The sequence below is a fragment of the Calothrix rhizosoleniae SC01 genome (assembly GCF_900185595.1).
Lineage (GTDB): Bacteria > Cyanobacteriota > Cyanobacteriia > Cyanobacteriales > Nostocaceae > Calothrix_A > Calothrix_A rhizosoleniae.
In genome coordinates, this window is record NZ_FYBH01000031.1 from 1 (window position 1) to 26,682 (window position 26,682).

Below are 26,682 nucleotides of genomic sequence, written 5' to 3' on the forward strand. Positions count from 1 at the left end.
ATTGCATATTATTTAATCCACGTTCCTAAAGTGTAAAGGGCTACTTTTAAGTCCTCCCAACGGCACAGACAACACGAAAACCGCAATCGTCGCTGATGCCGCCGCGCCCCGCCCCATCATGGTTATAGGCGCGGAACGCAGAGTGGCAGTAGATAGGATTGTCGACCCAGGAACCGCCCCGCTGCACAGCATTACCAGTTTTTTGAGCCAGATTATCATCTTTATCATCAAACCAAGCACTGCCATCTGTGGGCGCACCTTTATAACTACTATGCCAATCATCAAGACACCATTCCCAAACGTTCCCGTGCATATCAGATAGCCCAAAAGCGTTAACGACCTTAAAGCTGCCTACAGGGGTTGTTTCTCTACAGTATTCTCCTTCTTCACCATTGCCGTAAGTTGACCTAGCGTTATAGTTTGCCAATTCAGATGTAATTGTGTTGCCAAAATGAAATGGTGTGGTGGTTCCGGCTCGACAGGCATATTCCCATTCTGCTTCGCTAGGGAGGCGATAAGTTCTGTTGGTATATTTAGAGAGGCGATCGCAAAACTCAACTGCATCATACCAGGAAACCCTCTCTACAGGACGGTTATCACCTTTAAAATAAGAGGGATCTGGATCTAAGTCGCGGTTAACCTGGAGATGCACCATCCTCGCCAGTGTTCGCCATTGTGCTTGGGTTATGGGATATTTGCCCATAAAGAAGGATGGAACTATTACTTGATGTTGGGGGCGTTCCCAGTCTATGCTACCTTCTTCCGTTGTGGGAGCGCCCATTGTAAAAGTACCGCGTGGAATCTGTACCATATCTAGGGAGATTCCATTTTCCAAGTGTTGCCTAAAATACTTATTCTGCCTCTGGGTTGGATGAGAATAAAGTATCCATTCTCCTTTGTAGTCTTGCTTAATGGTGACTAGTGTGAATTCAAATGAATTAGTTGTGAATTCATTTGAATTAGTGGGTGATACTTCGTCCCAGATTTTCTTTAACCCACATCCTTTTGGTGATTCTGCCCATTCAAGCAAAGCGATCGCTCTTTGTGTTTGTGACTTATCTGAACCTGGCATTAAGTTCCCAGGGACATTGAGTTTAAAGAGCAACTGATCGAACTCAGCTTGGATAATTCTCTCTAAGATATCCAGTAACTCATTTTTATTCATTGGTGAAAGCAAATCTAATGGTTCAGCAGATGTTGAAGAACTGTCTTTGGAGATATTGGGTGGATTTTTGGATTTCTCCTCTAATACATACTTCCATGCAGTATTGATTTTTAGGACAGGGGTAAGATGTTCTGGAATACCTTCAGATTGAATTGCATTGCAACCAAACTTATAAGCATCTTCAAAAGACCTTCCACCACCCAAAGCATCATAAAAGCCAATAGAAAATTTGATCGCGGCTTTATCTCCAATAGCTTTGTTCATGCCAATCACATAGCCAACGTGCTGAACAATAGCTTGAGCTTGGACTTCCGAATAACAGGCATTAAGTACAACACACTCAATTTGACCAGCAAATAACTGGAACAGACTCGCCAAAGCCTCTGTACTGACTAGTTGAGCTTTGCCTTGTTGGTCTTCAAATACTAATCCATCTGACCCAGTACCATGACCACAAAAATGAAGGATTTTAATATTATTATTATCTAACAAAGCTCGACGCAAGTCATCAGTTTGCACTGCTCCTTTCTTTTCTAGTTGGAACTGGTCACGATGCACAGAACGTCGTAAGCCTTCATCAATTTCACGGGCTTCTACATCCAAGCGTAGTTTGGCTTGGTCTACAGGACTGGCTGCAAGCAGCAGAATCGTTTTGCTCATACTTCTGATCTAAAGTTGAGTGTTAAATCCAATCTAGATTGAGAACTGGAGTTTTCCTGGTAGGGAACATCAGTAAGATTATTCAATATTCCCAGATATTATGTTTGCCGTGCCCTTTCATATCATGTCCGGTTAAATACTTATCATTAGGACTGTAAGAGGACAGAGGGCAGGGGGCAGGGGGCAGGGGGCAGGGAGCAAGGGGCAGGGTGCAGGGAGCAGGGGGCAGGGAGCAGGGGGAGAAAGAGTTTGGGCTCTTTTTGCATGGATGGCTATATCATAAGTAATCAGGCGGACATGATATCACCCATGGAACTATGGGTTTCAAGATAAGCGTGGTTTAACACAGTTTTAGTTTGAGTTAAATGTACGTTCCACTGGCAGATTAATTAGTCTAAAACGTCAGTAACCAAAACATTATAAATAAAATGAGGCTATTTTATTGGGGAATAAGTGCAAGGAAATTAGGATTTTAGGTTTAAAATCCTGGTATCTGTTATTTTTTCTGGTAAAAAGAATAGATACAAAGAGCCTGGAACCACTCCCGACTCCCGACTCCCTAACCCACCAAAAGACTTTTACAGCAAGCCCTAATGTATTACAGAGGTGAATGGCTAATGGACAACACCCAATCTTTAACTATTGGGTTCACCTGCTCGGGAACTTCATCATGGGGACAATGACCTGCTGTTAAGAAATGCTCTGTCAACTCGGGATAATATTGTCGAAATTTTTGGGAACGCTCCCTCGTATTCATCCAAGGGTCTGCTTCTCCCCACAATATTAATAAGGGACAAATTAGTTGTTTGAGTAATGCATCATTTTTTTCTCCTTGAGGTGTGCTGAACACTGAGCAAAAAACATCAAATGCACCTTTATCCTGAGATGGACGGCGAATATCTGCTACTAGTTGGTCAGTAATTGCACTATGGTCAGCATAAACCTTTTTCAGGGTATTGCGAATTACCCAAGGCTGACGGATATATTGAAATAGAAGAAATTGAGATAATTTTTGTCGGAAAGTCCAACGCAGAAAGTTGCCAAATAGATTTGTTGCTGGTTTTGATTTTTTGGTAGACTCTGTATCTGAAGCCAATTGGTTATCACTAAAAGGGCCAGCACTGTTGAATAATACTAAACCAGCAGCCACATCAGGACATTGAGCCGCAACACACAAACAAGCGTAGCCACCCAAGGAATTACCAGCTAATACTGTTTTTTTACCGATGACCTCTGCAATAAAGTCATTCAGTTGATCGCGCCACAAATTACCACTGTATTCTAATTTTGGTTTTGCCGATCGCCCAAATCCTAACAAGTCGATCGCCCACACTTCAAATTCGTTACACAATCCGCTAATATTCTTACGCCAGTGGTCTGTAGATGCACCAAATCCGTGCACTAATAATAAAGGTGGACGTTGGGGTTGAGATTCTCCAGCCTTTACATAGTAGATGTTGTGACCCTGCCATTGCCAGTATTCACCAACCATAGAATCTGTCGCAGAGATTGTTTGAGCTGACATATACGAAGAAATATTAACTATTTTTAATAATTGTAACGGAAAATTTTCCTTTCTGGTATGCTCACTGGACTTTAGTCTAGTTAGGAGTGCAAAACTCAAAAGGACAATTTCCAATCTGTCCATCTATTTGTTTAGAAATACGCCCATTGATTGCGATAAAGTCTGTGACAATTTATATACTCGTATATTTAAAAACTAGAAATACGTAAACAAGATTTTTGAGTTGGAGTCTTATTTAGACAAAGCAGAATACTGCTAACACACTTTAGTATTAATAAGTACTTATCATGACACAAACATATATATCAAAAGTTATCGTTGACTTATGGAAACAGGAAGTTACTCTTGAATGGATGGGGGCAAATGCCGCAGTACAACCCAAAGGTCCTTTCCATTGCAGTCCTGGGGAAGGAGTCACCGGAATGGATTGTGATGATATTCCAACTAGTAAAAGAGGTGGCACTAATTGCACCCCTAAAGGCGAATTTTTAGTTAATTACCACGAACGTCGTTTCAGCCAATTTCCTCAAGCCGAATGGGTGACACGTTTTCAAGACGATGCGCGCGGAATTGCCCTTCATTACTATCCCACTGTTCCCGAATATCCTGATTCTAATGGATGCGTGCGTATTACCAGCCAAGAAATTGCCAAATTAATTCACGATAATACAGAAGCAGGAAAATCAACTGTCTGGGTGCGTGAAGAATTACGACCGAAATTTGGTATTGTCTTAAGACGCGGATCGACCGGAAAAGATGTCAGAAAAATTCAGCGTCGGCTACTTGAAAAAGGATATAGAGTTAGCGTTGACGGTGATTTTGGTCCTCAAACCGAAGCAACTCTCAAACAATTTCAAAGAGATAATAGACTTGTATCTGATGGAATATTTGGCAGTCAAACCTATCTAGCGTTGTTTGCGTAGTGGATTTCTGGCTAGTTTTTAAATAGTTGGCTTTGCTGTAGATTCGCCCAATGCTAGGGAAGCTGGCATTGAGAGCATCCCAATTCAAATAATGTTTGCGACACATACATTTTTCGTAGGGAACATCCACAATCTTTTGGTATATAAAATTATCTTACTGGTGCCGTGCCCTACCCATCTGTCCCATTCTTTTTTCAAAATGGTATTACCTCTGTTTCGTTAGTTCGAGTGCAGCATTATAAATTTTCTCATTTGCTTTTACGGACTTGAAAAAATCTACAATTGGGCGAGGATAATCTACACCCAGCCTGACTCCAAAATGCTTCTGTTCTTGGGCAGATAATTTCCCTGGTTCGTGTATCATATTTCCTTCTATTGAAGTCAGTTCTGTCAGCCAATGTCTGATATATTCTCCCTTGGGGTCGTAATCTCTGGACTGTTTGGGAATATTGAAATAGCGGAAACCACGGGCATCATTACCTACACCAGCAGTATAATTCCAATTACCCCAATTGCTGCAAACATCATAGTCAATCAACAAAGACTCAAACCACTCAGCTCCCATCTGCCAATTAATCCCTAAATTTTTGGTCAGAAAACTGGCTACATTTTGTCTTCCTCGGTTGGACATAAAGCCGGTTGCTGCTAATTCCCGCATATTGGCATCAACAAGAGGGAATCCAGTCAAACCTTCTTGCCATAATTTAAATCTTTCCCAATCTTCCTTCCAAGTAAGTTTGATTCCCTGTAAACCAGATTGGCGAAATATATGATTTCCATGTTTGACACAGATGAAACGAAAAAAGTCTCGCCACAGTAACTCAAATACTAGCCAATAGGTAGAATCATTTTTGACTCGCTGGGCTTCATATTCCTTGACTTGTTCGTAGATGAAACGGGGGGAGAGACAACCCAAGGCTAACCAAGGAGAAAATTTAGAAGAGTAATCTGCTCCCAGCATTCCATTACGGGTTTGTTTATAATCTTTGAGACAATTTTGTGACCAAATATAGTTATTTAATCTTGCTAATCCTGCTGTTTCTCCACCTTTGAACGACAAAACAGCCCGTTGGTCAAACTTAGGTGCTGCAAGTCCTAAGTCAGGTAACTGAGGTAATTCTCCCACATCTATATCTGGTAATTTGCAGAGCTTGTTAGGTGTTGGGAAACAAGGAGGGATTGAGGATTTCTTTTCAACGGATTTGCGAAAGTTTGTAAACAGTTCTGGGATTGCTTCAATGCCAAAAGGTAAATTATCTGGATGATAGAGAGTTGTTCCCCAAAAGCGATTGACTGGGACATTAATTTGAGATAAAGCTATTTGCAGAGTTGATTCTACAGCTAACTCTTCAGAGGTGACTTCAGCGTGAAAGTAGACAGCAGAAACCTCTAGTTCTCTTGCTAGAGATGGGATAATTTTTTCCGGAAAACCCCGACGCACTACCAAATTACTGCCTAGCCCGAAGAGAGAATTACGTAAGTCAGTAACACTTTCGAGTAAAAATTGAGCCCGAAAAGCACCAGTTTTGGGGAATCCAAAAGAAGTTGTAGCAAATTGTCGTTCATCAAAGCAGTAAACTGGGATAACTTGAGCCTTTTGTTTGCAAGCCCGATACATTGGCTCATGATCATACAAACGCAAGTCATGGCGATACCAGATTAAAATTCTTTTTTCATTCATCGAGGAGTAATTAAGCTAATGCCCATTAAAAATGAACATTAGCAAGTCAAAAGTCAAAAGTCAAAAGTGAGCCAGGGTTGTAGGGGGTTTGCCATCACACAAGACCAGCTTTGGCCAGTTTCATAGTGTTTAGGGAACACCAAAAAATAAATTACCCAATTTCTGGACTTGAACTACTTACTTCACTCCCTCTGCTCCCCTGCTCCCCTGCATTTCAAAGGGAGTATGTCAAAGCCCTTGTAAAGCCATCCCTACTTGTACCGCCGGACGCTGTTCCATAGTTTCTATCCAGCGTTTAACATGGGGGTGGTCATCCAAAGCTAATCCCGAATACTGGGAAGCTGCTACCCAAGGGAATGTAGCAATATCAGCAATGGAATAGTCCCCAGCAATATAATCTTGCTCTTTTAACTGTCCTTCTAAAACCCCAAACAGCCTTAGTACTTCCTTTTCGTAGCGATTGATAGCATAGGGGATTTTTTCCGGTGCTGACCTTTTAAAGTGACCTAATTGACCGAACATTGGGCCGACACTTGCCATTTGGAACATTAACCACTCAATGAACCGAAAGCGATCGCTTATATTATCCGGCAACAATTTACTTGTCTTTTCTGCTAAGTAGATCAACATTGCTCCCGACTCAAACACAGTGATTCCCGCTTCTTGGTCAATCATCGCCGGGATTTTACTATTGGGATTGATGGCGATATATTCAGGGGTAAATTGCTCTCCCTTGGTGATATCAATTTTGTGCAAAGTGTAAGGAAGTCCCACTTCCTCCAGCATAATGACTGGTTTGCGTCCGTTGGGAGTGGTAAAGGTGTAAAGGTCAATCATGGTTTTTCCTCAAAGGGTAGTATAAGTAGGTCGGCGTAAAAAATTATCGTTTGGATAAGGCAAGGAGCAGGGAGAACAAGGATTTTAGGCTTATTTACTTTTCTTCACATAGTTTGGTTTTATTGTGCCGACTTACTTAATTTTCGATTAAACTGGCGTACCTTGCTACTTGCTTTTATCCACTTAGAATCCCCTCGCCTTCAGGCAGTCCCGATGAAAAATAATTTGCACCGCCAATTACCTAAGTAGAATCTTCTTTTCCCCCTGCCCCCTGCCCCCTACCCCTTGCCCTTCTGCTTAGAAGTCAGGGGATTAGTTAATCACTCAGCTACATTGCGACTACCAAAGTCTCTAATGCGTGTAGCAATGAAGTCTAGGTCTTCCTCAAGAGCAAAGTGACCAGTATCAAGGATGTGAAATTCGATGTTGTTCAGATCCTGCTTGTATGGGTGTGCTCCTTCTTCAGGAAATATATAATCACCTTTACCCCACACCACAAGGGTTGGTGGTTGATACTTGCGGAAATATTCTTGCCACTGGGGATATAAAGGAGGGTTTGTACTGTAGCTATAAAATAGTTCTAGTTGAATCTCTTGATTGCCGGGACGGTCAAGTAAATATTGGTCGTGGAACCAGTTATCTGGGGCAATTGTTTCCACATTGCGGACACCATTAGTATACTGCCATTTTGTGGCTGCCAGGGTTAAGAAGTTATCCGCCAGGACTTTGGCATTCTCTGGTGTTTTGTCTTGCCAATATGCTTTTAGGGGATTCCAGAACTCCCGCAGACCTTCTTCATAGGCGTTACCATTTTGTACAATTAGCCCCAATACCCCATCGGGATATTTACTTGCCAAACGATAACCAATTGGTGCGCCATAGTCCATTAAATAAAGGAAATATTTCTGCAAGTCTAGCTTGTGAACAAACTTCTCAATCACCTCCGCCAACTTGTCAAAGCTATACTCAAATTCATCTATATGAGGCATAGAACTGGCACCAAAACCAGGGTAATCTGGTGCAACCAGGTGAAATTCATTTGCCAGTACTGGAATTAGATTACGGAACATATGAGAGGAAGTAGGAAAACCATGTAGTAGTAAGATTGTGGGGTTGTTCTTGTCTCCTGCTTCCCGGTAGAAAATCTCCAGACCATCAATTTCGATTGTTTTATGCAGTACTGTATTAGTCATGACTATTAATCTCCTTAGTGTTTAACTTCTAATTGGGATAGTTACTGAGAAAGTTCAGCCAGTTTGCTTTCTAATTCCTGAATACGAGTAGTCAAGGGAGAGATCATTTCAGCTACTTCTGCTTCGCTATAGCGAATGGGGATATGTTGAGGACAATTCCAATCAAATGCTTCTACCTGAATCAGAATTACTCGTTCGGGTTCCGCAGTATAATTAACATCAGCTAGTTGCTTGATTAATTCTGGGTTATCATCTACAACTTGAGCCCGACCCCAAATTTTCAATCGTCGTCGGTGACGATAGTCCATTAGGAAGAGAAAAACCCGGTCATTTTCCGACAAGTTACCAACACTCAAGTATTGTAAGTTGCCTTTAAAGTCCACAAATCCCAGTGTTTTCTCGTCTAAAACTTGCAAAAAACCCTTTGCTCCTCCACGGAACTGCACATATGGCCAACCATTACTACTTACTGTTCCCATGTAGAAACTATCCCGTGCAGCAATGAAATCAGTTTCTTTTGCTGTCAAGATGTCTTCAGATACTCCCCGCTTGAGAAAATTTTCGTAAATTGAACGGGAACCGTAGCGACGTTGGATTTCTTTCACTCCCGGTGTAAAAGCAATGTTGGTAAATTGTCTAGCCATAGTTGTCTCCTCAATTTCTCAAACTCGACATTTTTGGATTTTAGATTTTGAGTCGCAATCATGAAGTAGGGAAAATTGATTAATCACGAAGTAATATTAGTTACATTCAAGCTGCTTGACGACCAGCAGTTACCCCACCATCAACAGGAAGAACTGCCCCTGTAATCCAACTAGCGCGATCGCTTGCCAAATAAATAATCGCTTCCACCACATCTGTAGGCTGTCCATTGCGTCCCAAGGGATGAAAACTGTTAAAGCTTGGTAGCACTTGTTGTACCTCTTCAGGGGACATAAAGGTGCCATATACAGGGGTTTCCACCACTGCGGGAGCCACAGTATTAACACGGATATCATGGGTAGCAAATTCAATTGCCAAGTTGCGAGTTAAGGCGTGAACCCCTGCTTTTGCTGCGGAATAGGCGCTGGATGGTGTGGCTCCAATTGCTTGATTTGCCCACATGGAACCAACATTAACTATTGCACCTTTACCCCGTTTCACCATCTCTGCGATCGCTATCTGGGATGAGAAAAAAGTACCTTTGAGAATAATATTGATGTAGCGGTCAAAATCAGACTCTGTATGCTCTAAAAAGGGAGTCGGTTTAAAAATCCCGGCATTGTTGATTAAAATATCTACACCACCAAACCTTTCCACAGCAGTCTTTACTAGTCTTTGGGCTGTTTCCACTTCACCAATATCACCCCTCGAAATTGCTATCCTTTCACCAGATGGATCAAGTTCTTGTGCAGTCTCTGACAAAACCTGCTGACGACGACCATTAATAACTACTTTCGCACCTTCCCCTAAGAAACGTCGTGCAACTTCCTTACCAATACCTGTTCCGCCACCAGTCACTAAAACTACTTGATTGTGAAATTCCATGATTATCTCTCCTTGATTATCTACTAGTAGGTAGTTGAATATGTAAAAAAATTATCCTTTGACAACTTGTATCAATTGCTCAACCATCTCCCGGAACTGAGCCACACCCCCATCTGCTCTGGTAATTAGCATTCCTCCCTCTAACATAGAGAAAATCAGCATCGCCATTGATTCTAGACTTCCAGGAAATTGAAATTCCCCAGTTTCTCTTCCTTGTTGTAGTAGTTGGGCTAATCGAGTGTGGTTGTCTCGGTAAAACTGAACTACTTGGGAACTTAGAGGAGAATTTAAAGTTTTCAGTTCCGCTCCCAGCATTCCACACAGACAGGCTTGATCCTGCTGTCCACTGTTCATGGTAGCTTCAAACAGCCCACAGTAGCGACGCAGTTTCATTTCTGGGGATTCAGGAGATTCCAGAATCACATCAAATAACCTCAAGAAGTAGGGACTGTATCGCTCTAGCAGGGCTGCTACCAAATCATCCTTTGTGGGGAAATGGTAGTGGATGCTGGCTTTACGAATACCTACAGCATTGCTGATATCAGCATAGCTCATGGCATTTAGTCCTACTTTCTGAATCAGTTGTTGAGCTGTGTCTAGGATTTGAGTTCGAGTATCGTTTGTTGTCATACAATTAATCTACTAGTAGGTAGATTAATTGTCAAGGGGGTTGAGAAAAAAAATTATTTTAGTTCCACAAGCTTTCTAGTCGTCTCCCAGGAGAGGCTACGGTGTACACAGAAGTCTTCAAATCCCACCTGTAAGCGGCTTTTGAACTCAGACGAAAATCGCTCAAAGCCTGTCATTGCGAGCGAAGTGAAGCAATCCCAGCACCTTGCGATTGCTTCGTCGTTCCTCCTCGCAATGACGATTTAACGAGGTTTTAACCCCCGAAACCTATGCGGAGCCCACTTGTGTGTACACGTGAGCCCAGGAGAGGAGAGGAAAGATTCTTCTCCCTAGCAATAAAGTTGTTGAACAACAAGCAGGGGGAAAGAAGATTATACCTAGATAATTGGTGGTGTAAATTATTTTTCCGACCGCCTTTACAGATGTTGTATGACTTGCCGTGAAAAGTCAGCTTCTAATATCTTTACAACTAGTAAACAGTAAAAATACAAGTATATAAAATTACTATGCAGTTAAAAACAACACACAAAGTTCACAAATAACAAATAATAGCAATGACTTAAGTTACAAATAGATATATAAACAAAAGTTGCACAAGTAAATATACTTAAAGTGTAAAATTTAAAGTATTTTTTGCTTGCTATATAATATTTTCAGCTTATTATCTTCATCAAAAATTTATACATCTAAATGGATAAGTAAGTGTATGATTCTTGTGATTGATTAAGTCAAAAATATATCAGGGTTGTATCAAGACTTCGTGTGGTACAAGTATTTACAATTTGAGTTGAACTATGAGTCATCTACCTTTCGAAATGAGCCAAAAACTATTTTCCCCTGATGTCGATTGTTGTTGTCGAAAAATAATTTAATGACAGGAGATAGAACTTTTCATATTTATGAGTTACATATCTCAAGTTGTTTTTCGACAATATACTAGACAAAGGAGTTATTAAAGCTTTTGATATCTAGCAATAAATATTTTGAATCTTTTGCTTAATTTCGCTCCTAGTAGTGATAACTGAACCAGTTGAGTAAAAACTGAATGAAAATTTAAGCAAATACTCAATCATAAATTTACCCAATCACTTTAAATTTCAGAATCGAGCTGATTAACTGGATTATAGGTGTGAGATTTACATTTTTTGTAAGTCTGTTTGGTGTAGATACAATTGAGAATACTGTCAACAGAATGGGCAAGTTTTGCTAATATGCGCAAAATTATGCCTATGAAAGGATAAATCAGTGAGTATAGCCATTGAAAATCTGTTTTTCTATTGTGCAAAAGTATCTAAATTATTTAGCAAAACCATAAGTGGAATCAAATTCTTGCAGATATGGCAAATATGTAACTTGTTTAGAAGCTGTTGATTAGTAGCCTTAGCTTGTCTTGATCTCTATATAGATTAAATATATAGAGAGAGATTTGTGTTGGATGACAGATAACGGTATGGAGCAGTTAGTAAAACTTTTAACAGAAGTAAAGAGGTTATGGGAACCCTATGTTATCGGGAATATAATATTTTTCGGTCTTTTCTTCAAAGCATCGCTAAAAAAGCATTTATAATTTCTGATCAACATCTCCATAATATTAATTATATCGAGAGATAAAGCGAATAATGTCTTATATAACTATACCGAGTGCAACATTTAAGCCAGATATTAGAACCCCAGGAAAAACTATCATACAGAAGGGATTTCCTATCAGGCTATTGCGGATCATGACACTGATTTTACTAGATGGTATAGCTATAAATCTGGCGTGGAATTTAGCACTAATGTATGGAAATAGCTCATATTTTAATTGGGCAGATAATATTGCTCTGCAATTACTGATTGTTATAGTTAGTATTAGTATCCATGCAATCAATAAATTATATATGCCTGGGAAGAAACGCCGTAATTATATAGCTGTGATTCAGGCTATATCTTTATCTGAACTTTTTTTATTGCTAGTTATTTTCCTAGGCAATTCAGATACAAACTTATCTCGTTTAACTTTTATTTTATCTTGGCTTTTTTCAATTATTTTTATATGTAGCACTCGTTTAATTTTTGATATAGCTACTAACTTACTTCGTAGGAAAAAAATGCTCCTGCATTCTGCTTTCCTCATTGCTGAACCAGAAGAGAAAGACAAATATATTCGCATTATAGAGCAAGATAATTGTTACACAGTTGAGGGAATATCTGAGCCTAACTGTTTAGACTTTAATAACCGAGAAGCAACTTTAGATTATCTTCGGAAACAAGGAATAGAAGAAGTTTTTATTTCTTGGAATTCCATTAAAAATCGTCTATATATTTGCTGGAGTTTCCATACATCTGGTATTATTTTACGAATTTTACCAAATCAAATTGAAAGTTATCATCCAAAATCAAAAATTGGTATGATAGGCGAATTTCCTTGTATGACAATTCCAGGACAAATAATTGCAGGGATTGATTTTTGGGTAAAAAGATATTTTGATCTAGTTTGCTCGATGATACTCTTAATTTTACTTTCTCCTCTTTATTTGGGAATTGCTATACTCATTAAATTAGATTCTCCTGGGGCTGTTTTTTTTAAGCAGAAACGAGTCGGTTTACATGGTAAGGAATTTTCAATTTGGAAATTTCGGACAATGATTACCAATGCAGAAAAGCTACAAGCAAGTTTAGAAGCACAAAATCAAATTAAGGATGGTATTCTGTTTAAAATTAAAGATGACCCTCGGATCACACGAATAGGTAAATTCTTACGTTGTTATAGTTTAGATGAATTACCTCAAATTTTTAATATATTACTTGGACAAATGAGTTTAGTTGGTCCTCGTCCTCTTCCTTTAAGAGATGTAAAAAAATTCAAAACTAAACATTTTATTCGTCAAGAAGTACTACCTGGAATTACTGGACTATGGCAAGTTTCCGGTCGTTCTAATATCGATAGTTTTGAAGATGGGGTTGAATTAGATATTTCGTACATTGAGAATTGGTCATTTTGGTTGGACTTAAAAATTTTGCTATCAACAATTAAGGTGGTTTTACTCAAAAAAGGTGCTTATTAATAAAAGACAGTTTTTACTCAATATGAGCTTTTGTTAGTAACAATAAATCCGACTTTTCATTACACCAGCATATAGTTATTAATTAATTAGATAAAAATAATATGTAGAATGGCATAATTGGCAAAGAGAGACAAAATAATGAGCTAATCACATTTGGGAATTTTATGCACAACATCGAAACACAAGGTCATTTAGAAGAAGAATTTGATATCCAACAATATTGGCTTGTTTTAAAGCGTCGTTGGTTGATTGCAGCAGCAGTTTTTTGTACTTCAGTGGGATTATCTGGCTTTTTTGTATTAAGACAAAAACCTCAATATGAAGCTAGTGGAATGCTACTTTTCAAATCAGATCGAATTTCATCTCTGACAAAAGCAGGAGGTAAAGTTGGCGATTTAGAATCGATAAAACGTGAAGGTAATCCTCTGGAAACCCAAGCTGTAATTGTTAATTCTCAGCCAATTTTACAAGAAGTTGTGAATACACTAGGCTTGAAAGATGACAAGGGTAAAACTCTTGACATTGAATCCCTAAAAGTTAAAGTAGAACCAGTTATAGGAACAGACGTATTAAAAGTTGCTTACACTTCAGACAATCCGGAAATAGCAGCAGCAGTAGTTAATCAATTGATGAAAGCTTATATTGATAATAATATTGCTTCTAATCGTACTCAAGTTATTGCTGCGGGTGAATTTATCAAAAGAAGAATACCATTTGCCAAGAGAGAACTAAATTCAGCTACTGAAGCATTACGACTGTTTAGACTTCGACATAACACTGTTAATTTAACTGAAGAATCTAGGGCTGCACTTAATAATATTAGTAAATTAAATGAACAAATCGACCAGGCTAAAACTGGGCTATCAGATATTAAAGCTCAAGAAACGGAAATGAAGAGCCAATTAAATTTGGCAGATAAACAAGCTTTAGAAATCACGTCTCTAAATCAAATACCTGGTGTACAACAAGTATTAAACGAGCAGCAAAAAGTACAAGCTAAAATAGCTACTCTCACGGGTAAATATACAGATAGCCATCCAATTATAAATGATTTGAAAAAACAAGAATTAGCTTTAGCTACTTTATTAAATAAACGAATAGAAGGAGCTTTAGGAAGTAATAGACAATATATTTCTCCCAAGAATTTGCAAATGGGGAAAATTAAAGAGGAAATAGTAGGAAGATATATTCAATTATCAACTCAAAGCCAAGGCTTAGAGAAGAAACTACAAACCTTATTTAATCTCCGAGAAAATTATCAGAAAAAGCTAAGTATTCTCCCCAATTTGGAAAAATCTCAAGGTAATTTAGAACGTAGGTTGTCTATTGCTAAAACCGACTACGAAAATCTTGTAACTAGATTACAAGAAATAGAAGTAGCAGAAAAGCAAACTATTGGGAATGCGAGGATAGTGGAGCCAGCACTAATTCCCAAAAAGACCATAATATCCAAAATGACATTATTATTATTAGGGGGTGGTGTATTTGTTGGGTCATTATTGGGTGTATCCGCAGCATTTTTTGTTGATTTAGTTGATAGAACCTTAAAAACAACTAAGGAGATAGAGAAGTTTTTTGGCTACACCATGTTAGGGTTTATCCCTAAATTTGAAACTAGTAGGGTATCTCCTTCCTTAAAGATGATGGCTGAGAACGTATCTCATCGTGTAATTGCAGCATCTTCTCCTCGCACAGCAATTCACGAAGCACATCAAATGCTGCAAGCGAATCTTAAATTTATTAGTCATAAAAAAGTTCGCACAATTGTGATTACAAGTTCTGTTCCTGGGGAAGGAAAGTCAGAGATAGCTGCTAACTTAGCCACAGTCATAGCCCAAACAGGACAAAGAGTATTGCTGATTGACGCAGATATGCGCCGACCATCACAGCATCATCTCTGGGGTCAGACAAACTCATCGGGTTTAAGCAATATCATTGTTGGTCAAGATGATTTTTCACTAGCAGTAAACAAAATTACCAACTATTTATCTGTTCTTACTGCTGGAATTCAACCTCCTAATCCCCTTGCTTTAATAGATTCTGATGGGATGGCATCTTTAATTAAAAACTTGTCCACAGAATTTGATTATATTTTATTTGATACTCCTCCTTTAACAGGAATTGCTGATGCAGCAGTGCTGGGCAAAATGGTAGATGGATTGTTGTTAGTAGCAAGACCAAAAGTTGTAGACTCAGCTAGTGCTGAATCTGCAAAGTCACTGTTAGCACGTTCTGAGGCTAATATCTTAGGAATTGTAGCCAATGCCGTTAATGTGAAGCAAGAGTCAAATAACTACTTTCATTATGCTGATCCTAGAGGGAATCAAAGTGTGAATGAAGTAGTGGTTGGAGGTAAACAGTGGATAAGCAAATAATATTGAGTAATATGCAATTTATAAGCATGAATTCAATATCAATCAGAGGTGAATCATGGGTGTAGAAATAATTTTTTCAGGTAACCCATACCAAAATAAAACTAATGTTCATTTTAGGCTATGGGAAATATTAAAAGAAGATTGGATAGCACATGGTTGTGACTGGACAAAACCCGGATTTCGTGCTGTAGCTGTTCATCGATTTGGAGTTTGGAGGAAAACAATTAAATCTAAACTTTTGCAAATTCCTTTTAATATTATCTATGGAATTTTATACCGTAAAATACGTAATTCCTATGGAATTGAGCTATTTTACACTACAAATCTTGGTCGTCGCGTAGTAATTCAACATCAAGGAGGAATAGTTATCCATGCTCAAGCTTCTATTGGTGACGATTCTAGGATTCGACAAGGTGTAACTTTAGGAATGCGCTATCCAGAAGAACCTATGGATGCACCAAAATTAGGGAGAAATGTAGATGTTGGCTCTGGAGCAGCAATATTGGGTAATGTCATCATTGGAGATAATGCCAGAATTGGAGCCAATGCTGTAGTTTTACAAGATGTTCCATCAGGAGCAACTGCTGTCGGTGTACCTGCAAAAATCATCTCACATTAGGCATCAAAAATTCTGAAAATTATCAAGGTGTTAATCAAATGCCAATTAGTCAATCAATTATTTTTGTAACTGGTGTTATCTTGTCATTTCTTTCTCTATTTTTATTTATTATTTGCACATTTTTTTTAATTGAATGTGTTGCTGCTCTTTTACCAATAAATAATCAAATTAATTATTTCCAAAATAATAGAAGTTGGCAGAATATTAAGGTAACAATATTAGTTCCAGCCCATAATGAAGAATTAATTATCCCTCGCACAATGGATGGATTAATACCTGTTTTAAAGCCACAAGATAGTTTAATAGTTATTGCTGATAACTGTAATGATGCTACGGCTGAAATAGCTCGCAGTAAAGGTGCTACAGTTATTGAGCGACATAACCTAGAACTTCGAGGTAAAGGATATGCCTTAGATTATGGCTTAAGACATATTCAACAAAATCCTCCTGATGTAGTGATAATTATCGATGCTGACTGCACAGTCCATACAAAAACAATTGAAATATTGAGTGAACGTGCCATTAAAAGAGGAAAACCTATTCAAGGAACTTATTTGATGACAGCGCCAAAAAACTCTCAATCATCAAAAGATTTGATTGCTCAATTATCCAACATTGTCACCAATTTAGTGCGTCCCCGTGGATTAAGCAACTTAGGACAGTCTTGCTCTTTGAATGGTACAGGTATGGCTTTCCCTTGGTCTGTAATTAATCAGGTCAATCTTGCTACCGACCATCTGGTTGAAGATTTAAAATTAGGTTTAGACTTGAGTATTGCTGGATATAGACCTGAATTTTGTCAAGAGGCACAAGTAACTGCATATTTACCACAGCAATTACAAGCAAGTAAAAGTCAAAAAACTCGCTGGGAACACGGTCATTTACAAATGATGGGGACTTATGTTCCAATTTTACTCAAACAGGCTATCTATCAAAAAAGGCTTGACCTATTTATCAGTACCCTTGATTTGTGCATTCCCCCTCTATCTTTGCTAGTTATCGTTTGGTTAGCAATAATGGTAATTTCTGTGTTGTTTGCTTATGTGGGTATGTCATGGATACCCGCTCTGATATCAGCGCTGGCTGGATTTTGTTTTTTAACTGCAATTATGACAGCTTGGGCTGGATTTGCAGCTAACAAATTACCTTTAAGTCAACTGTTAATTCTTCCTTTTTATGTGATGGGAAAAATTCCTGTCTACCTGAAATTTTTAATCAAACCCCAACAGGTTTGGGTTCGTACCGAAAGAGATTTATGAAAGAGAAACTTTTACTCGTTAACCCCGTAATACTGAGAGAAATGAACGGTCAATTTGGTCTTGATGATCAAACTTGCCAAGATTTTATGCGCTGGACAGAACATTTTGATCGAGTTGTTTTTGCTTGCATTACATTACCAGAACATATCCTAGATAAAAGTGATGCATCAGTTTCCGGAACAAATTGGCAACCCATCGCCGATTTGCCTTGCGCCGATAAAATCGAAGTGGTAAAACTACCTTGGGCTTACAGGTTGCAAAACTTTATGCAAACATATGCAGCAACAAGAAAATTATTAAAAGAAAAAATAGAAGAATGTGAATATCTTTGTTTTCACATGTGGGGATTTATTGGAGGTTGGGGAGCAGTTGCTTGTTTAGAAGCTATTAAACAAGGAAGATCCTATGCTGTTTGGACAGATACAGTAGAATATGAAGTTACGCGTAGAATACTATCCAGTTTACCTTGGAAACGTCGCATTAAAGAATTTTTGACCTTGCCTTTAATCAAGCCATATCATCAATATTTAATTTCCAAAAGTGAATTAGGGCTTTTTCAAGGTCAAGACTGTTATTTAGAATTTTCACCATTCAACAAACGCCCCCATTGTGTGTACAGCATTCACACACAAAAGTCAGATCAAATTGATATTGCTAGCCTGAAGTTGAAAATTGATTCATTACTATCTGGAACTACTTTGCGGATTTGTTATGCAGGGCGTGCTGCTCAAATGAAAGGTCCATTTGATTGGTTACGTACCTTACATTATATTCACACGCTAGGTGTCAAATTCCAAGCTACTTGGATGGGTCAAGGTCAACTTATCCCAGAGATGAAATCATTAATTGAAAATTTAGGTATTTCCGATTATGTAAATTTAGTTGGCTTTGTAAGTAATCATCAGAAATTATTACAAATAGTGAGAGAAAGTCACATTTTTCTTTTTTGCCATAAAACCCCAGAATCTCCCAGATGTTTAGTAGAGTCATTAGTTTCTGGTTGTCCTATTGTTGGTTATGAAAGTCCTTATCCTGTAGATCTTGTATCTAAAAATGGAGGTGGTGTATTTGCACCAATGGATAATTGGCAAAAACTAGCTGAAAAATTAATTGAACTTAATTCAGACCGTAAACTTCTGAGTGAATTAACTAGCTCCGCAGCATTATCTGGTCAATATTTTGATGAAAAAACAGTTTTTCAAAGGCGTAGTAAGTTAATTAAAGAATATATCAAATAAATTTTGATGTAAAAAAGCCAACTTACTTGCCTAAATAAATTTATTGTAAACAATTAATGTTGTTAATTGAAAATGAGGTAAATGGTTATATGAATCATAGTTAATATAAACCAAATATAGGAGCCTGGCTCAAATTTTGAAAGCATATTGAGACTCAAAAAACTATTTTTCAATGGTTATACGCCAAAATATTTTCAATAATCAAACATGACTCCTATATACCTAGTATTAATCAATATGTATGTAGCCCCAAATTATTTTAAAGAAAGGGGCTAGGAAATATTGTTAAATTAATGTGAATTCTCAATCTTTACTCCCAACTGATTATAATTATGATAAAACTAAGAGCTACATGCTAAAAGCAAAAAATGCCATGAATTAAGCACTGTTATTTAATATCCATTATGGTAATAATTCGCTGCAACTAAATTTATAAAAAAATATAGGATATAAAATTGTGAAATACTTGATCAGACTTAGCGAATATACTTTTATTATTTTAGGATTAATCTTTTTTTCAGGGGCTTTTGGTGCTAATTCCCTAGGTCTTGTCATCCCGAAATCATTGATTACATTAATCAGATTTTTTTTATTGGGAGTTTCAACAGTTTTAGTTTGTATCTATTGGCAAAATGCAATAAAAATAATTAGACAAAATATATCAATATTTTTATTGACAATCATTGCTTTTTTCTCTTTTATTTGGTCAGCTTTTCCAGATTATACTTTATCTAATATTAGAGATATTTGGATGATGACCAGTTTTGCATTATATTTTGCTATTAGATTTACCTTGAAAGAGCAAATGAAATTAATTGCATATACTTTATTAATAGGAGGTGCCTTAAGTATAATTTGTGCAATTGGATTACCTCAAGTTGGTAGACACTTAACAGAACATGCGGGAGCTTGGAAGGGAATATATGGTCATAAAAATTCCCTTGGCAGTTTTATGCTTTTAGGAGTTTTAACCTTTTTTTATCTACCGATAAATTATCTAAAAATATGGAAATATTTAGCTTCTGGATTTTTGTTTTTTTTGATAATACTGTCCACATCCAGAACCGCATTAGTATTATTCAGTTTAATTTTAGTAATCATGTTTATCTATCAGAAGTTTCGATGGAGAGGTAAGATTAGTGTAATTTTTTTTGATTTAGGAATTTTACTTTTAGGCTGTTTATCCCTAGGAACTTTTAGTTATTGGACAGAAATTTTAACTGGTTTAGGTAGAGACCCAACCTTGACAGGAAGGATACATATTTGGAGTGTAATGATAAATAGATTAATGGAAAATCCATGGCTGGGTTTTGGACGTGGAGCATTTTTTGCACCTGATAGTCCATATGCAGTTGAAATTGGACAAGTAATGGGTACTGGCTGGCATCCACCTCATGGTCATAATGGTTTTCTCGATTTAGCAATTGATTTTGGTTTAATTGGTTTATCACTTTTCCTAATTACCTATTTCAGAACTTTTGCAAAAATTGTCAAACGAGCTTACGCAACCAGAAAACCGGAAGAAATTTGGCTATTAGCTTTTATGTTTTTTTTGAGTATGAATAATATTACAGAAAGTTTTTTACTGTATCAAGCTAATCTGTATTGGGTTTTATTTTTAACAATAGCTTTCACTGTTAATCAAATAATACTCAGTAAGGACATACCAAAGCAGATACAGATATCAAACCCAATATTATGAATCAGGTAAATATCAACCATAAATCATATTTGCAAAAATATGTATTTTACTTCTAATTCAAAATCGTGAAATAATTATTCTAGGAGGTATTATATTGCATTCTATTGGCATTGTTGTAATTGGTAGAAATGAAGGCGATCGCCTGAAAAAATGTCTGCTATCTGTAATCGCACCAGGAAACACCGTTGTTTATGTTGATTCTGGCTCTACAGATGATAGTGTGAAATTGGCTCATTCCCTAGGTGTGGCTGTTGTTGAATTGGATCTATCTATCCCCTTTACTGCTGCTCGTGGGAGAAATGCAGGGTTAGAATACTTGTTACACCATAGACCTGATATTGAGTTCGTCCAGTTTGTGGATGGAGATTGTCTGATTGTAGAGGGATGGTTTGAAAGTGCAGTCAATGAACTAATTAACCAACCTCAAGTTGTGGTAGTATGCGGTCGGCGTAGAGAAGAATTTCCCCGTTACTCCATATATAACCGACTCTGTGATGTTGAATGGAATACTCCAATTGGCGAGGCTGACTATTGTGGTGGGGACTCGATGATGAGGATGGATGCATTAAAACAGGTGGGAGGATTTAATTCCAAGTTGATTGCAGGAGAAGAGCCAGAACTATGTATACGTTTGCGTCGGCATGGTGGTAAAATTTTCCGTATTAATGCTGAAATGACACGGCACGATGCTCGTATTACCCATTTCAGTCAATGGTGGAAGCGAACGCTCCGCAGTGGTTATGCTTATGCAGAGGGTGTCTGGTTGCATGGTCGTAGCCCGGAGCTACATTGGGTGAGGGAAAGTCTTCGCATCTGGGTTTGGGGCTTGATTTTGCCTTTATTGACCATGATTACTTTATTGCCAACTAAAGGATTAAGTTTGCTATTACTGGTAGCAGCTTATAGTTATTTATTTTACCGAGTATATCGTATGACCCTTGTTAAAGGTTGCGATCGCCAAACCGCTATGTTTTATGCTCTATTTTGCATCATCGATAAATACCCGATGGTACAAGGACAAATTAAATTTCATCTTTTACGATTATTGAAACGCCAAAGCACAATTGTGGAATATAAAGGTGTGTTTTCTGGCAGTTAATCAGAGTATTTATTGGCGATTATCAACTAAATTATTTCATGAGGAAAATTAGCTATGGGAACTAAACTTAAATCAGCAGTAATAGGTACAGGAGCAATTTCTAAAGAACATCTCACTTTTTTGTCAAAATCAGAACAAGCCAATTTAGTTAGTGTTTGCGACCTTTCCAGGGCATCTGCCAAGTATGCAGCCCAGCGATTTGGTGCTACCTCGATTTATACTGATTATCGATCTATGTTGGTTGATGTCAAGCCTGATATAGTCCACATTCTCACCCCTCCTCATACCCACAAACAGATTACCAAAGATTGTTTAGCAGCAGGGGTAAATGTATTTTGTGAAAAGCCAATCGCACCAACCTATGATGAGTTTCAAGAACTTTGGCATTTAGCCAAGTCAAATAGGTGCTGGTTAGTTGAAAATCAAAACTACTGCTTTAATGAAAAAATCCTAGCTATTAGTAACTTAGTGGAAACAGGTATGCTGGGTGAAATTCAGGAAGTTGAAGTGAGAATTGCCCTACCCGTGCGGGATGGAGGAGTTTTTGCTGATGAAAATTTGCCCCACCCCATTCATCAACTTCCCGCCGGTGTAGTTCATGACTTTATCACCCACTTATGTTCCTTAGTGGTACGTTTTATACCTGACTTTGAGCGAGTCAGTGCTGCTTGGAGTAATCATGGTGGTGGAGAACTATTCAAGTATGATGATTTAGATGCGATCGCGATTGGAAATTCCGCCCATGCTCGAATTCGCTTTAGCAGTCACACCTCACCCCAGACATTTAGCGTCATAGTCCGGGGGTCAGAAGGTTATGCCGAAACAGATTTATTCCAGCCATACTTGCGGTGTGTGATTCCCCGAGCCGGGAAAGTACTATCCCCAATTATCAATCATTTTATGAATGGATGGGACTTGATTGGGTCAACATTTACCAATTTCCGCAACAAGATTATGCAAAAAACCCCCTATGAAGGATTACATCGACTTTTAGATATAACTTATGAAGCATTAATTGAAGGGAAAAACCCACCCATTAGTTTTGAAGATATGGAACGTACTAATCGGTTGGTGAATGAATTACTGCTGGAAACAGGAAGATTTTAGATTTTGGCAATTAAAAATTACTATTCCATGAGGTGATGATTAAATGAAATTCCTAATTACAGGTGCTTCAGGTTTTGTGGGACAATATGTAGTTGTCCAAGCGCTGCGAAAAGGACACCAAGTCCGTGCCGTAGTCCGTCCATCTAGCGATTTGAACCAACTACCTTGGTCTAATCACCCAGCAGTAGAGCTAGTGCGGATCGATTTGCGCCGTAAAGCTGGTATTGCTGATGCTCTCCAAGGTGTCGATGCAGTTATTCATCTAGCTGCTGCCAAAGATGGGGACTTTTACACTCGATTTGCAGGCACAGTAATTACTACAGAGAACGTACTGGAGGCGATGGTCGAGGCAAATGTCATGCGTTTAGTGAATATTAGTACATTCTGCGTCTACGACTATCTGCGTATTCCCTCCCGAACAACACTGAAAGAAGATTCTGCCATCGAATGTGACCCCTTAGAGCGAGACGAGTATACCCAAACCAAATTAATCCAAGAAGAACTGATCCACGAATTTCAACAAAATCACCAGAATTCACAAGTCACCACTATTCGTCCTGGACTGATATACGGAAAAGACAATATTTGGAGTACCTTACTCGGAGGTCAATTAACAGACAATCTCTGGTTGCGAATTGGCGGTTATGCAACTATGCCCTTGACATACATAGAGAATTGTGCAGATGCTATTGTGTGTGCTGGAGAACGCCCCCAAGCGATCGGTCAAATTATCAATATCGTCGATGACAACCTGCCCACTCAAAGGACATATGTCAAGAAATTAAAGCAATGTAGACTGCCCATACCCAAGACAATTCCCATTAATTACACATTAATGCGTAGTATTGCTTGGATATTTTGGAAATACAACAAAATTGTCCTGCAAGGGCAAGCACGATTGCCTGGTATATTTAATCCAGTCATACTTGATGCTAGGTTCAAACATTTCCGCTTCAGTAACAAGCTTGCCAAACAAATATTGAATTGGCAACCTGAATATTCCTTGGATGCAGCACTTACTCGCATTAGCAGTAACGACAACTTATTGCAAGTATCTTCCCCATCACTTGCAGATACAAAGGAAATCACAGAGGAGAACTTATGCGGATTGGCTACTTAACCGGTGAATATCCCAGGGTGACAGATACCTTTATCCAAAGGGAAGTAATGACCATGCGAGAAATGGGTGCAGATGTCCACACATTCTCCATTCGTCGCACTGGGGACAAACACATGGTAGGAGAAGAACAGAAGCGAGAACGCGATCGCACTTTCTATATTCTTCCTACCAATCCGATCCATTTACTACTGACCCATTTGAGGTTACTAGTAACTTCACCTCGAAAGTACCTGAAAGCAATCAAGCTCGCTTGGTCTACTAGTCAACCAGGATTCAAGGGTGGACTATATCAACTATTTTACTTTTTGGAAGCTGGTATCCTGGCTCAACAAATCAAAGCCAGAAAAATCACCCACCTCCATAATCACATTGCTGAAGCTAGCGGGACTGTCGCCATGCTAGCTGGGACAATGGGAGGGTTTACATACAGTTTCACATTACACGGACCATACATTTTTTTTAAGCCATATCAGTGGCGACTGGATGAAAAAATCAAACGAGCATTATTTGTATCCTGCATCAGTCATTTTGCCCGTAGCCAGGGTATGATATTTGCGACTCCGGAAAAATGGCAGCGTATGCATATTGTTCATTGTGGTATTGACCCAACTTTATTTAAACCATTTACTCACAAAGGACAAGGAAAACGTTTGCTATTCGTAGGTAGACTAGCTGCTGCGAAAGGATTGCCTGTACTACTAGAAAGTTTGGTCACATTACAAAAAAAATACCCAGATATTTTACTCACAGTTATTGGTGATGGAGCAGAACGCACACAACTACAGAAACAGACCATCCAGTTAGGCTTGAGTCGAAATGTGAATTATGTAGGCTCTAAATCCCAAACAGAGGTCAGAGAATATCTCCAAGAAACAGACATTTTTGTCATGTCGAGCTTTGCTGAAGGAGTACCCGTAGTATTAATGGAGGCAATGGCAACTGGGATTCCTGTAGTTGCAACCCAAATTGCTGGCATTAGCGAACTGGTGGAACATGAAGTCAACGGCTATCTCCTGCCACCGGGAGACTCCACCTCCTTAACTCACAGCATCGAGATACTACTAAATAATCCTGAAACTAGGGTATCATTTGGGACTAAAGCTCGCCAAAAAGTCAAAAGAGACTTTAATATCCGCTATGAAGTTTCCTGGTTATATCAGTTAATGAATAGTGCTTTACAAGGTCGTATGGAACCCATCCGTCCAGATTCTCCATCAGAGCAACTTGTTCTCAATTCCAACCTTGTGCCATTACGTAAGACAAACAAATCAAATGATACAAATAAAGCAACAATATCTCAAAGGTAAATTCAGGGTTTTAGTTGTTTAAAAACTTATCATTAGGGCTGCAAGGAAGCAGGGAGCAGGGAGCGAGGGAAGAAAGAGTTTTGGTGATTTTTACATAGAAATATCACAAATAATCAGGCAGGCATGATATCAATTCAGTTTTTGATTCAGGGTGCAAAATTCGCAAAATTTATCCAAAATATAGCACTACGCAATTAGGGCGCGGACATTATTGAAGGCTGAAATTTATGAGCAGTAAACTTATTACTTGCGTGTAGCGCGATAAAATCATTTATGAGAACTGTAAAACAACTGGCTGTCCGTGGTGCCATCTGGACTATTATTGGTTTCGGAGGTACCTATCTACTGAGATTTGGTAATAATTTAATTCTCACTCGTCTATTACAACCAGAGTTTTTTGGTTTAATGGCTTTTGTCAATACGCTGCGTATGGGTCTAGAACTATTCTCAGATATTGGTATTGGTCAAAATATTATTAATAGTAAACGAGGAGATGAACAAAGCTTTTTAAATACAGCATGGACTTTACAGATAATTCGCGGTTTTATTATTTGGTTTATTTGTCTGCTGATTAGTTTTCCCCTTGCATATTTTTATAATGACCAACGCTTACAGTGGCTAATTCCAATTGTAGTTATAAATTCAATCCTCTCAGGATTTCTTTCTACTAGTATACATACACTCCAAAGACGCATGGAGTTAGGTAAGCTTTCTTTATATGAAGTAATTTTACAATTTGCTTATTTTTCTACACTAATTTTTCTAGTTTGGCTATACCCCAGTATCTGGACTTTAGCTATAGGGACTTTAATTCCGAGTGTATATAAATTGATTAGTAGCTATTGGTTAATCCCGAATTATTCTAATTGGTTTAAATGGGATAAAGATGCTGTTAAAGAAATCCTTGCTTTTGGTAAATGGATGTTTCTAGCATCAGGATTCATGTTTGCAGCCGAACAAGCCGATTATATGATTTTAGGTAAGCTGCTATCTTTCAAAATGTTGGGGGTGTATATTATTGCTTATACCCTGGCAAGTATACCGCGAGAAATCATGAAAGTTCTGAGTAATAAAGTCATATTTCCAGCGATTGCCAAACAATCTGATTTACCAAGACATATATTACGAGAAAAAATTCTCCCTCAGCGACGAATATTATTACTTGGGTTTGCAATTTTATTAGCAGTCCTAGTTAATACTGGGGATTTAGCTGTATCTATCCTCTATGACAAAAGATATAGTGATGCTGGTTGGATGATGCCCATTTTATGCTGTGGAATGTGGTTTTCCCTACTTTTTTATACTATCAGCCCTGCCTTACTCGCACTGGGGAAACCTCTATATTCAGCTCAAAGTAATTTTGCTCGGTTCGCCATTATTGTCATAGCTGTACCTCTTTTGTATCAAAAGTTTGGTGTCGTAGGTGCGGTAATAGCGATCGCATTCAGTGATTTACCATTATACCTAACAAATCTTTATGGTCTTTGGAGGGAAAAACTCTTTTGTTTGACACAAGATATGAAAGCGACTTTCTTTTTTGTAACAGTAGTTATTTCATTTTTAATCATTCGCAATAATTTAGGATTCGGATTCTCAATCCAGCAATTATTGATGAATTAAAAATATGCACGAGAGCATCTTACCTTATAGAACCAAGAAAATATCAGG

General features: G+C 38.2%; 20 protein-coding genes. 12 read left to right on the forward strand and 8 right to left on the reverse strand.

Going from position 1 to position 26,682, the window contains the following annotated elements; all coding sequences use genetic code 11:
- Positions 1 to 46: 46 nt before the first annotated feature.
- Positions 47 to 1,825, reverse strand: coding sequence for an SUMF1/EgtB/PvdO family nonheme iron enzyme (locus tag CALSC_RS27215; protein WP_235006638.1), 1,779 nt, complete (start codon positions 1,823 to 1,825; stop codon positions 47 to 49).
- A gap of 598 nt (positions 1,826 to 2,423) precedes the next feature.
- Entirely contained in the window at positions 2,424 to 3,350 is a 927-nt protein-coding gene (locus CALSC_RS01535) for an alpha/beta fold hydrolase (protein ID WP_088239698.1), read from the reverse strand.
- 353 nt (positions 3,351 to 3,703) lie between these two features.
- Here CALSC_RS01535 and CALSC_RS01540 point away from each other — a divergent pair, with 353 nt between their 5' ends.
- Positions 3,704 to 4,273: a L,D-transpeptidase family protein gene (locus CALSC_RS01540; RefSeq protein ID WP_159460545.1), complete on the forward strand. Its 570-nt coding sequence runs from the start codon at positions 3,704 to 3,706 to the stop codon at positions 4,271 to 4,273.
- Positions 4,274 to 4,478: 205 nt separating this feature from the next.
- On the opposite strand, the gene CALSC_RS01545 is transcribed toward CALSC_RS01540, so the two are convergent.
- From CALSC_RS01545 to CALSC_RS01570, 6 genes are all read right to left on the reverse strand, one after another.
- Positions 4,479 to 5,954, reverse strand: a complete 1,476-nt coding sequence (locus CALSC_RS01545; RefSeq protein ID WP_088239669.1) for a DASH family cryptochrome — start codon at positions 5,952 to 5,954, stop codon at positions 4,479 to 4,481.
- Between the two features lie 228 nt (positions 5,955 to 6,182).
- Entirely contained in the window at positions 6,183 to 6,791 is a 609-nt protein-coding gene (locus CALSC_RS01550; RefSeq protein ID WP_088239670.1) for a glutathione S-transferase family protein, read from the reverse strand.
- Between the two features lie 320 nt (positions 6,792 to 7,111).
- Positions 7,112 to 7,984, reverse strand: coding sequence for an alpha/beta fold hydrolase (locus CALSC_RS01555; RefSeq protein WP_088239671.1), 873 nt, complete (start codon positions 7,982 to 7,984; stop codon positions 7,112 to 7,114).
- Between the two features lie 41 nt (positions 7,985 to 8,025).
- A complete protein-coding gene (locus CALSC_RS01560) occupies positions 8,026 to 8,628 on the reverse strand; it encodes a pyridoxamine 5'-phosphate oxidase family protein (protein WP_088239672.1) in 603 nt (200 codons plus the stop codon).
- A 106-nt stretch (positions 8,629 to 8,734) separates the two neighbouring features.
- Complete coding sequence (locus CALSC_RS01565; RefSeq protein ID WP_088239673.1) at positions 8,735 to 9,511, reverse strand: SDR family NAD(P)-dependent oxidoreductase; 777 nt, start codon at positions 9,509 to 9,511, stop codon at positions 8,735 to 8,737.
- Between the two features lie 51 nt (positions 9,512 to 9,562).
- Positions 9,563 to 10,141: a TetR/AcrR family transcriptional regulator gene (locus CALSC_RS01570; RefSeq protein WP_088239674.1), complete on the reverse strand. Its 579-nt coding sequence runs from the start codon at positions 10,139 to 10,141 to the stop codon at positions 9,563 to 9,565.
- A 1,619-nt stretch (positions 10,142 to 11,760) separates the two neighbouring features.
- Here CALSC_RS01570 and CALSC_RS01575 point away from each other — a divergent pair.
- The 11 genes from CALSC_RS01575 (at position 11,761) to CALSC_RS01625 (ending at position 26,634) form a co-directional block, all read left to right on the forward strand.
- Positions 11,761 to 13,188 (forward strand): sugar transferase, encoded by a 1,428-nt coding sequence (locus CALSC_RS01575; protein ID WP_088239675.1) that lies wholly within the window; start codon positions 11,761 to 11,763, stop codon positions 13,186 to 13,188.
- 164 nt (positions 13,189 to 13,352) lie between these two features.
- Positions 13,353 to 15,563: a GumC family protein gene (locus CALSC_RS01580; protein WP_088239676.1), complete on the forward strand. Its 2,211-nt coding sequence runs from the start codon at positions 13,353 to 13,355 to the stop codon at positions 15,561 to 15,563.
- 55 nt (positions 15,564 to 15,618) lie between these two features.
- A complete protein-coding gene (locus tag CALSC_RS01585) occupies positions 15,619 to 16,182 on the forward strand; it encodes a serine O-acetyltransferase (RefSeq protein WP_088239677.1) in 564 nt (187 codons plus the stop codon).
- Positions 16,183 to 16,220: 38 nt separating this feature from the next.
- A complete protein-coding gene (locus CALSC_RS01590; RefSeq protein ID WP_088239678.1) occupies positions 16,221 to 17,441 on the forward strand; it encodes a glycosyltransferase family 2 protein in 1,221 nt (406 codons plus the stop codon).
- A complete protein-coding gene (locus tag CALSC_RS01595; RefSeq protein WP_088239679.1) occupies positions 17,438 to 18,679 on the forward strand; it encodes a glycosyltransferase in 1,242 nt (413 codons plus the stop codon). The genes CALSC_RS01590 and CALSC_RS01595 overlap by 4 nt, the downstream gene beginning before the upstream one ends.
- Before the next feature lie 457 nt (positions 18,680 to 19,136).
- Positions 19,137 to 20,381: an O-antigen ligase family protein gene (locus CALSC_RS01600; RefSeq protein WP_235006639.1), complete on the forward strand. Its 1,245-nt coding sequence runs from the start codon at positions 19,137 to 19,139 to the stop codon at positions 20,379 to 20,381.
- Positions 20,382 to 20,475: 94 nt separating this feature from the next.
- On the forward strand, positions 20,476 to 21,480 hold the full coding sequence (locus tag CALSC_RS01605) for a glycosyltransferase (RefSeq protein WP_088239681.1): 1,005 nt from the start codon (positions 20,476 to 20,478) through the stop codon (positions 21,478 to 21,480).
- Positions 21,481 to 21,534: 54 nt separating this feature from the next.
- A complete protein-coding gene (locus CALSC_RS01610) occupies positions 21,535 to 22,587 on the forward strand; it encodes a Gfo/Idh/MocA family protein (protein ID WP_088239682.1) in 1,053 nt (350 codons plus the stop codon).
- Positions 22,588 to 22,630: 43 nt separating this feature from the next.
- Positions 22,631 to 23,707 (forward strand): NAD-dependent epimerase/dehydratase family protein, encoded by a 1,077-nt coding sequence (locus CALSC_RS01615; protein ID WP_088239683.1) that lies wholly within the window; start codon positions 22,631 to 22,633, stop codon positions 23,705 to 23,707.
- Positions 23,689 to 25,014 carry a glycosyltransferase gene (locus CALSC_RS01620; protein ID WP_088239684.1) on the forward strand — a complete coding sequence of 442 codons (1,326 nt, stop codon included), beginning with the start codon at positions 23,689 to 23,691 and terminating at the stop codon, positions 25,012 to 25,014. Before CALSC_RS01615 ends, CALSC_RS01620 begins: the two co-directional genes overlap by 19 nt.
- A gap of 273 nt (positions 25,015 to 25,287) precedes the next feature.
- A complete protein-coding gene (locus CALSC_RS01625; RefSeq protein ID WP_088239685.1) occupies positions 25,288 to 26,634 on the forward strand; it encodes an oligosaccharide flippase family protein in 1,347 nt (448 codons plus the stop codon).
- The last annotated feature ends 48 nt before the right edge of the window (positions 26,635 to 26,682 follow it).

Bases quoted from the DNA above. Each gene is read 5' to 3' on its own strand.
- CALSC_RS01590 (WP_088239678.1), top strand. From the start codon at position 16,221: ATGCCAATTAGTCAATCAATTATTTTTGTAACTGGTGTTATCTTGTCA.
- CALSC_RS01565 (WP_088239673.1), bottom strand. From the start codon at position 9,511: ATGGAATTTCACAATCAAGTAGTTTTAGTGACTGGTGGCGGAACAGGT.
- CALSC_RS01545 (WP_088239669.1), bottom strand. From the start codon at position 5,954: ATGAATGAAAAAAGAATTTTAATCTGGTATCGCCATGACTTGCGTTTG.
- CALSC_RS01575 (WP_088239675.1), top strand. From the start codon at position 11,761: ATGTCTTATATAACTATACCGAGTGCAACATTTAAGCCAGATATTAGA.
- CALSC_RS01570 (WP_088239674.1), bottom strand. From the start codon at position 10,141: ATGACAACAAACGATACTCGAACTCAAATCCTAGACACAGCTCAACAA.
- CALSC_RS01550 (WP_088239670.1), bottom strand. From the start codon at position 6,791: ATGATTGACCTTTACACCTTTACCACTCCCAACGGACGCAAACCAGTC.
- CALSC_RS27215 (WP_235006638.1), bottom strand. From the start codon at position 1,825: ATGAGCAAAACGATTCTGCTGCTTGCAGCCAGTCCTGTAGACCAAGCC.
- CALSC_RS01585 (WP_088239677.1), top strand. From the start codon at position 15,619: ATGGGTGTAGAAATAATTTTTTCAGGTAACCCATACCAAAATAAAACT.
- CALSC_RS01610 (WP_088239682.1), top strand. From the start codon at position 21,535: ATGGGAACTAAACTTAAATCAGCAGTAATAGGTACAGGAGCAATTTCT.
- CALSC_RS01540 (WP_159460545.1), top strand. From the start codon at position 3,704: ATGGGGGCAAATGCCGCAGTACAACCCAAAGGTCCTTTCCATTGCAGT.
- CALSC_RS01615 (WP_088239683.1), top strand. From the start codon at position 22,631: ATGAAATTCCTAATTACAGGTGCTTCAGGTTTTGTGGGACAATATGTA.
- CALSC_RS01555 (WP_088239671.1), bottom strand. From the start codon at position 7,984: ATGACTAATACAGTACTGCATAAAACAATCGAAATTGATGGTCTGGAG.
- CALSC_RS01560 (WP_088239672.1), bottom strand. From the start codon at position 8,628: ATGGCTAGACAATTTACCAACATTGCTTTTACACCGGGAGTGAAAGAA.
- CALSC_RS01535 (WP_088239698.1), bottom strand. From the start codon at position 3,350: ATGTCAGCTCAAACAATCTCTGCGACAGATTCTATGGTTGGTGAATAC.
- CALSC_RS01595 (WP_088239679.1), top strand. From the start codon at position 17,438: ATGAAAGAGAAACTTTTACTCGTTAACCCCGTAATACTGAGAGAAATG.
- CALSC_RS01580 (WP_088239676.1), top strand. From the start codon at position 13,353: ATGCACAACATCGAAACACAAGGTCATTTAGAAGAAGAATTTGATATC.
- CALSC_RS01620 (WP_088239684.1), top strand. From the start codon at position 23,689: ATGCGGATTGGCTACTTAACCGGTGAATATCCCAGGGTGACAGATACC.
- CALSC_RS01625 (WP_088239685.1), top strand. From the start codon at position 25,288: ATGAGAACTGTAAAACAACTGGCTGTCCGTGGTGCCATCTGGACTATT.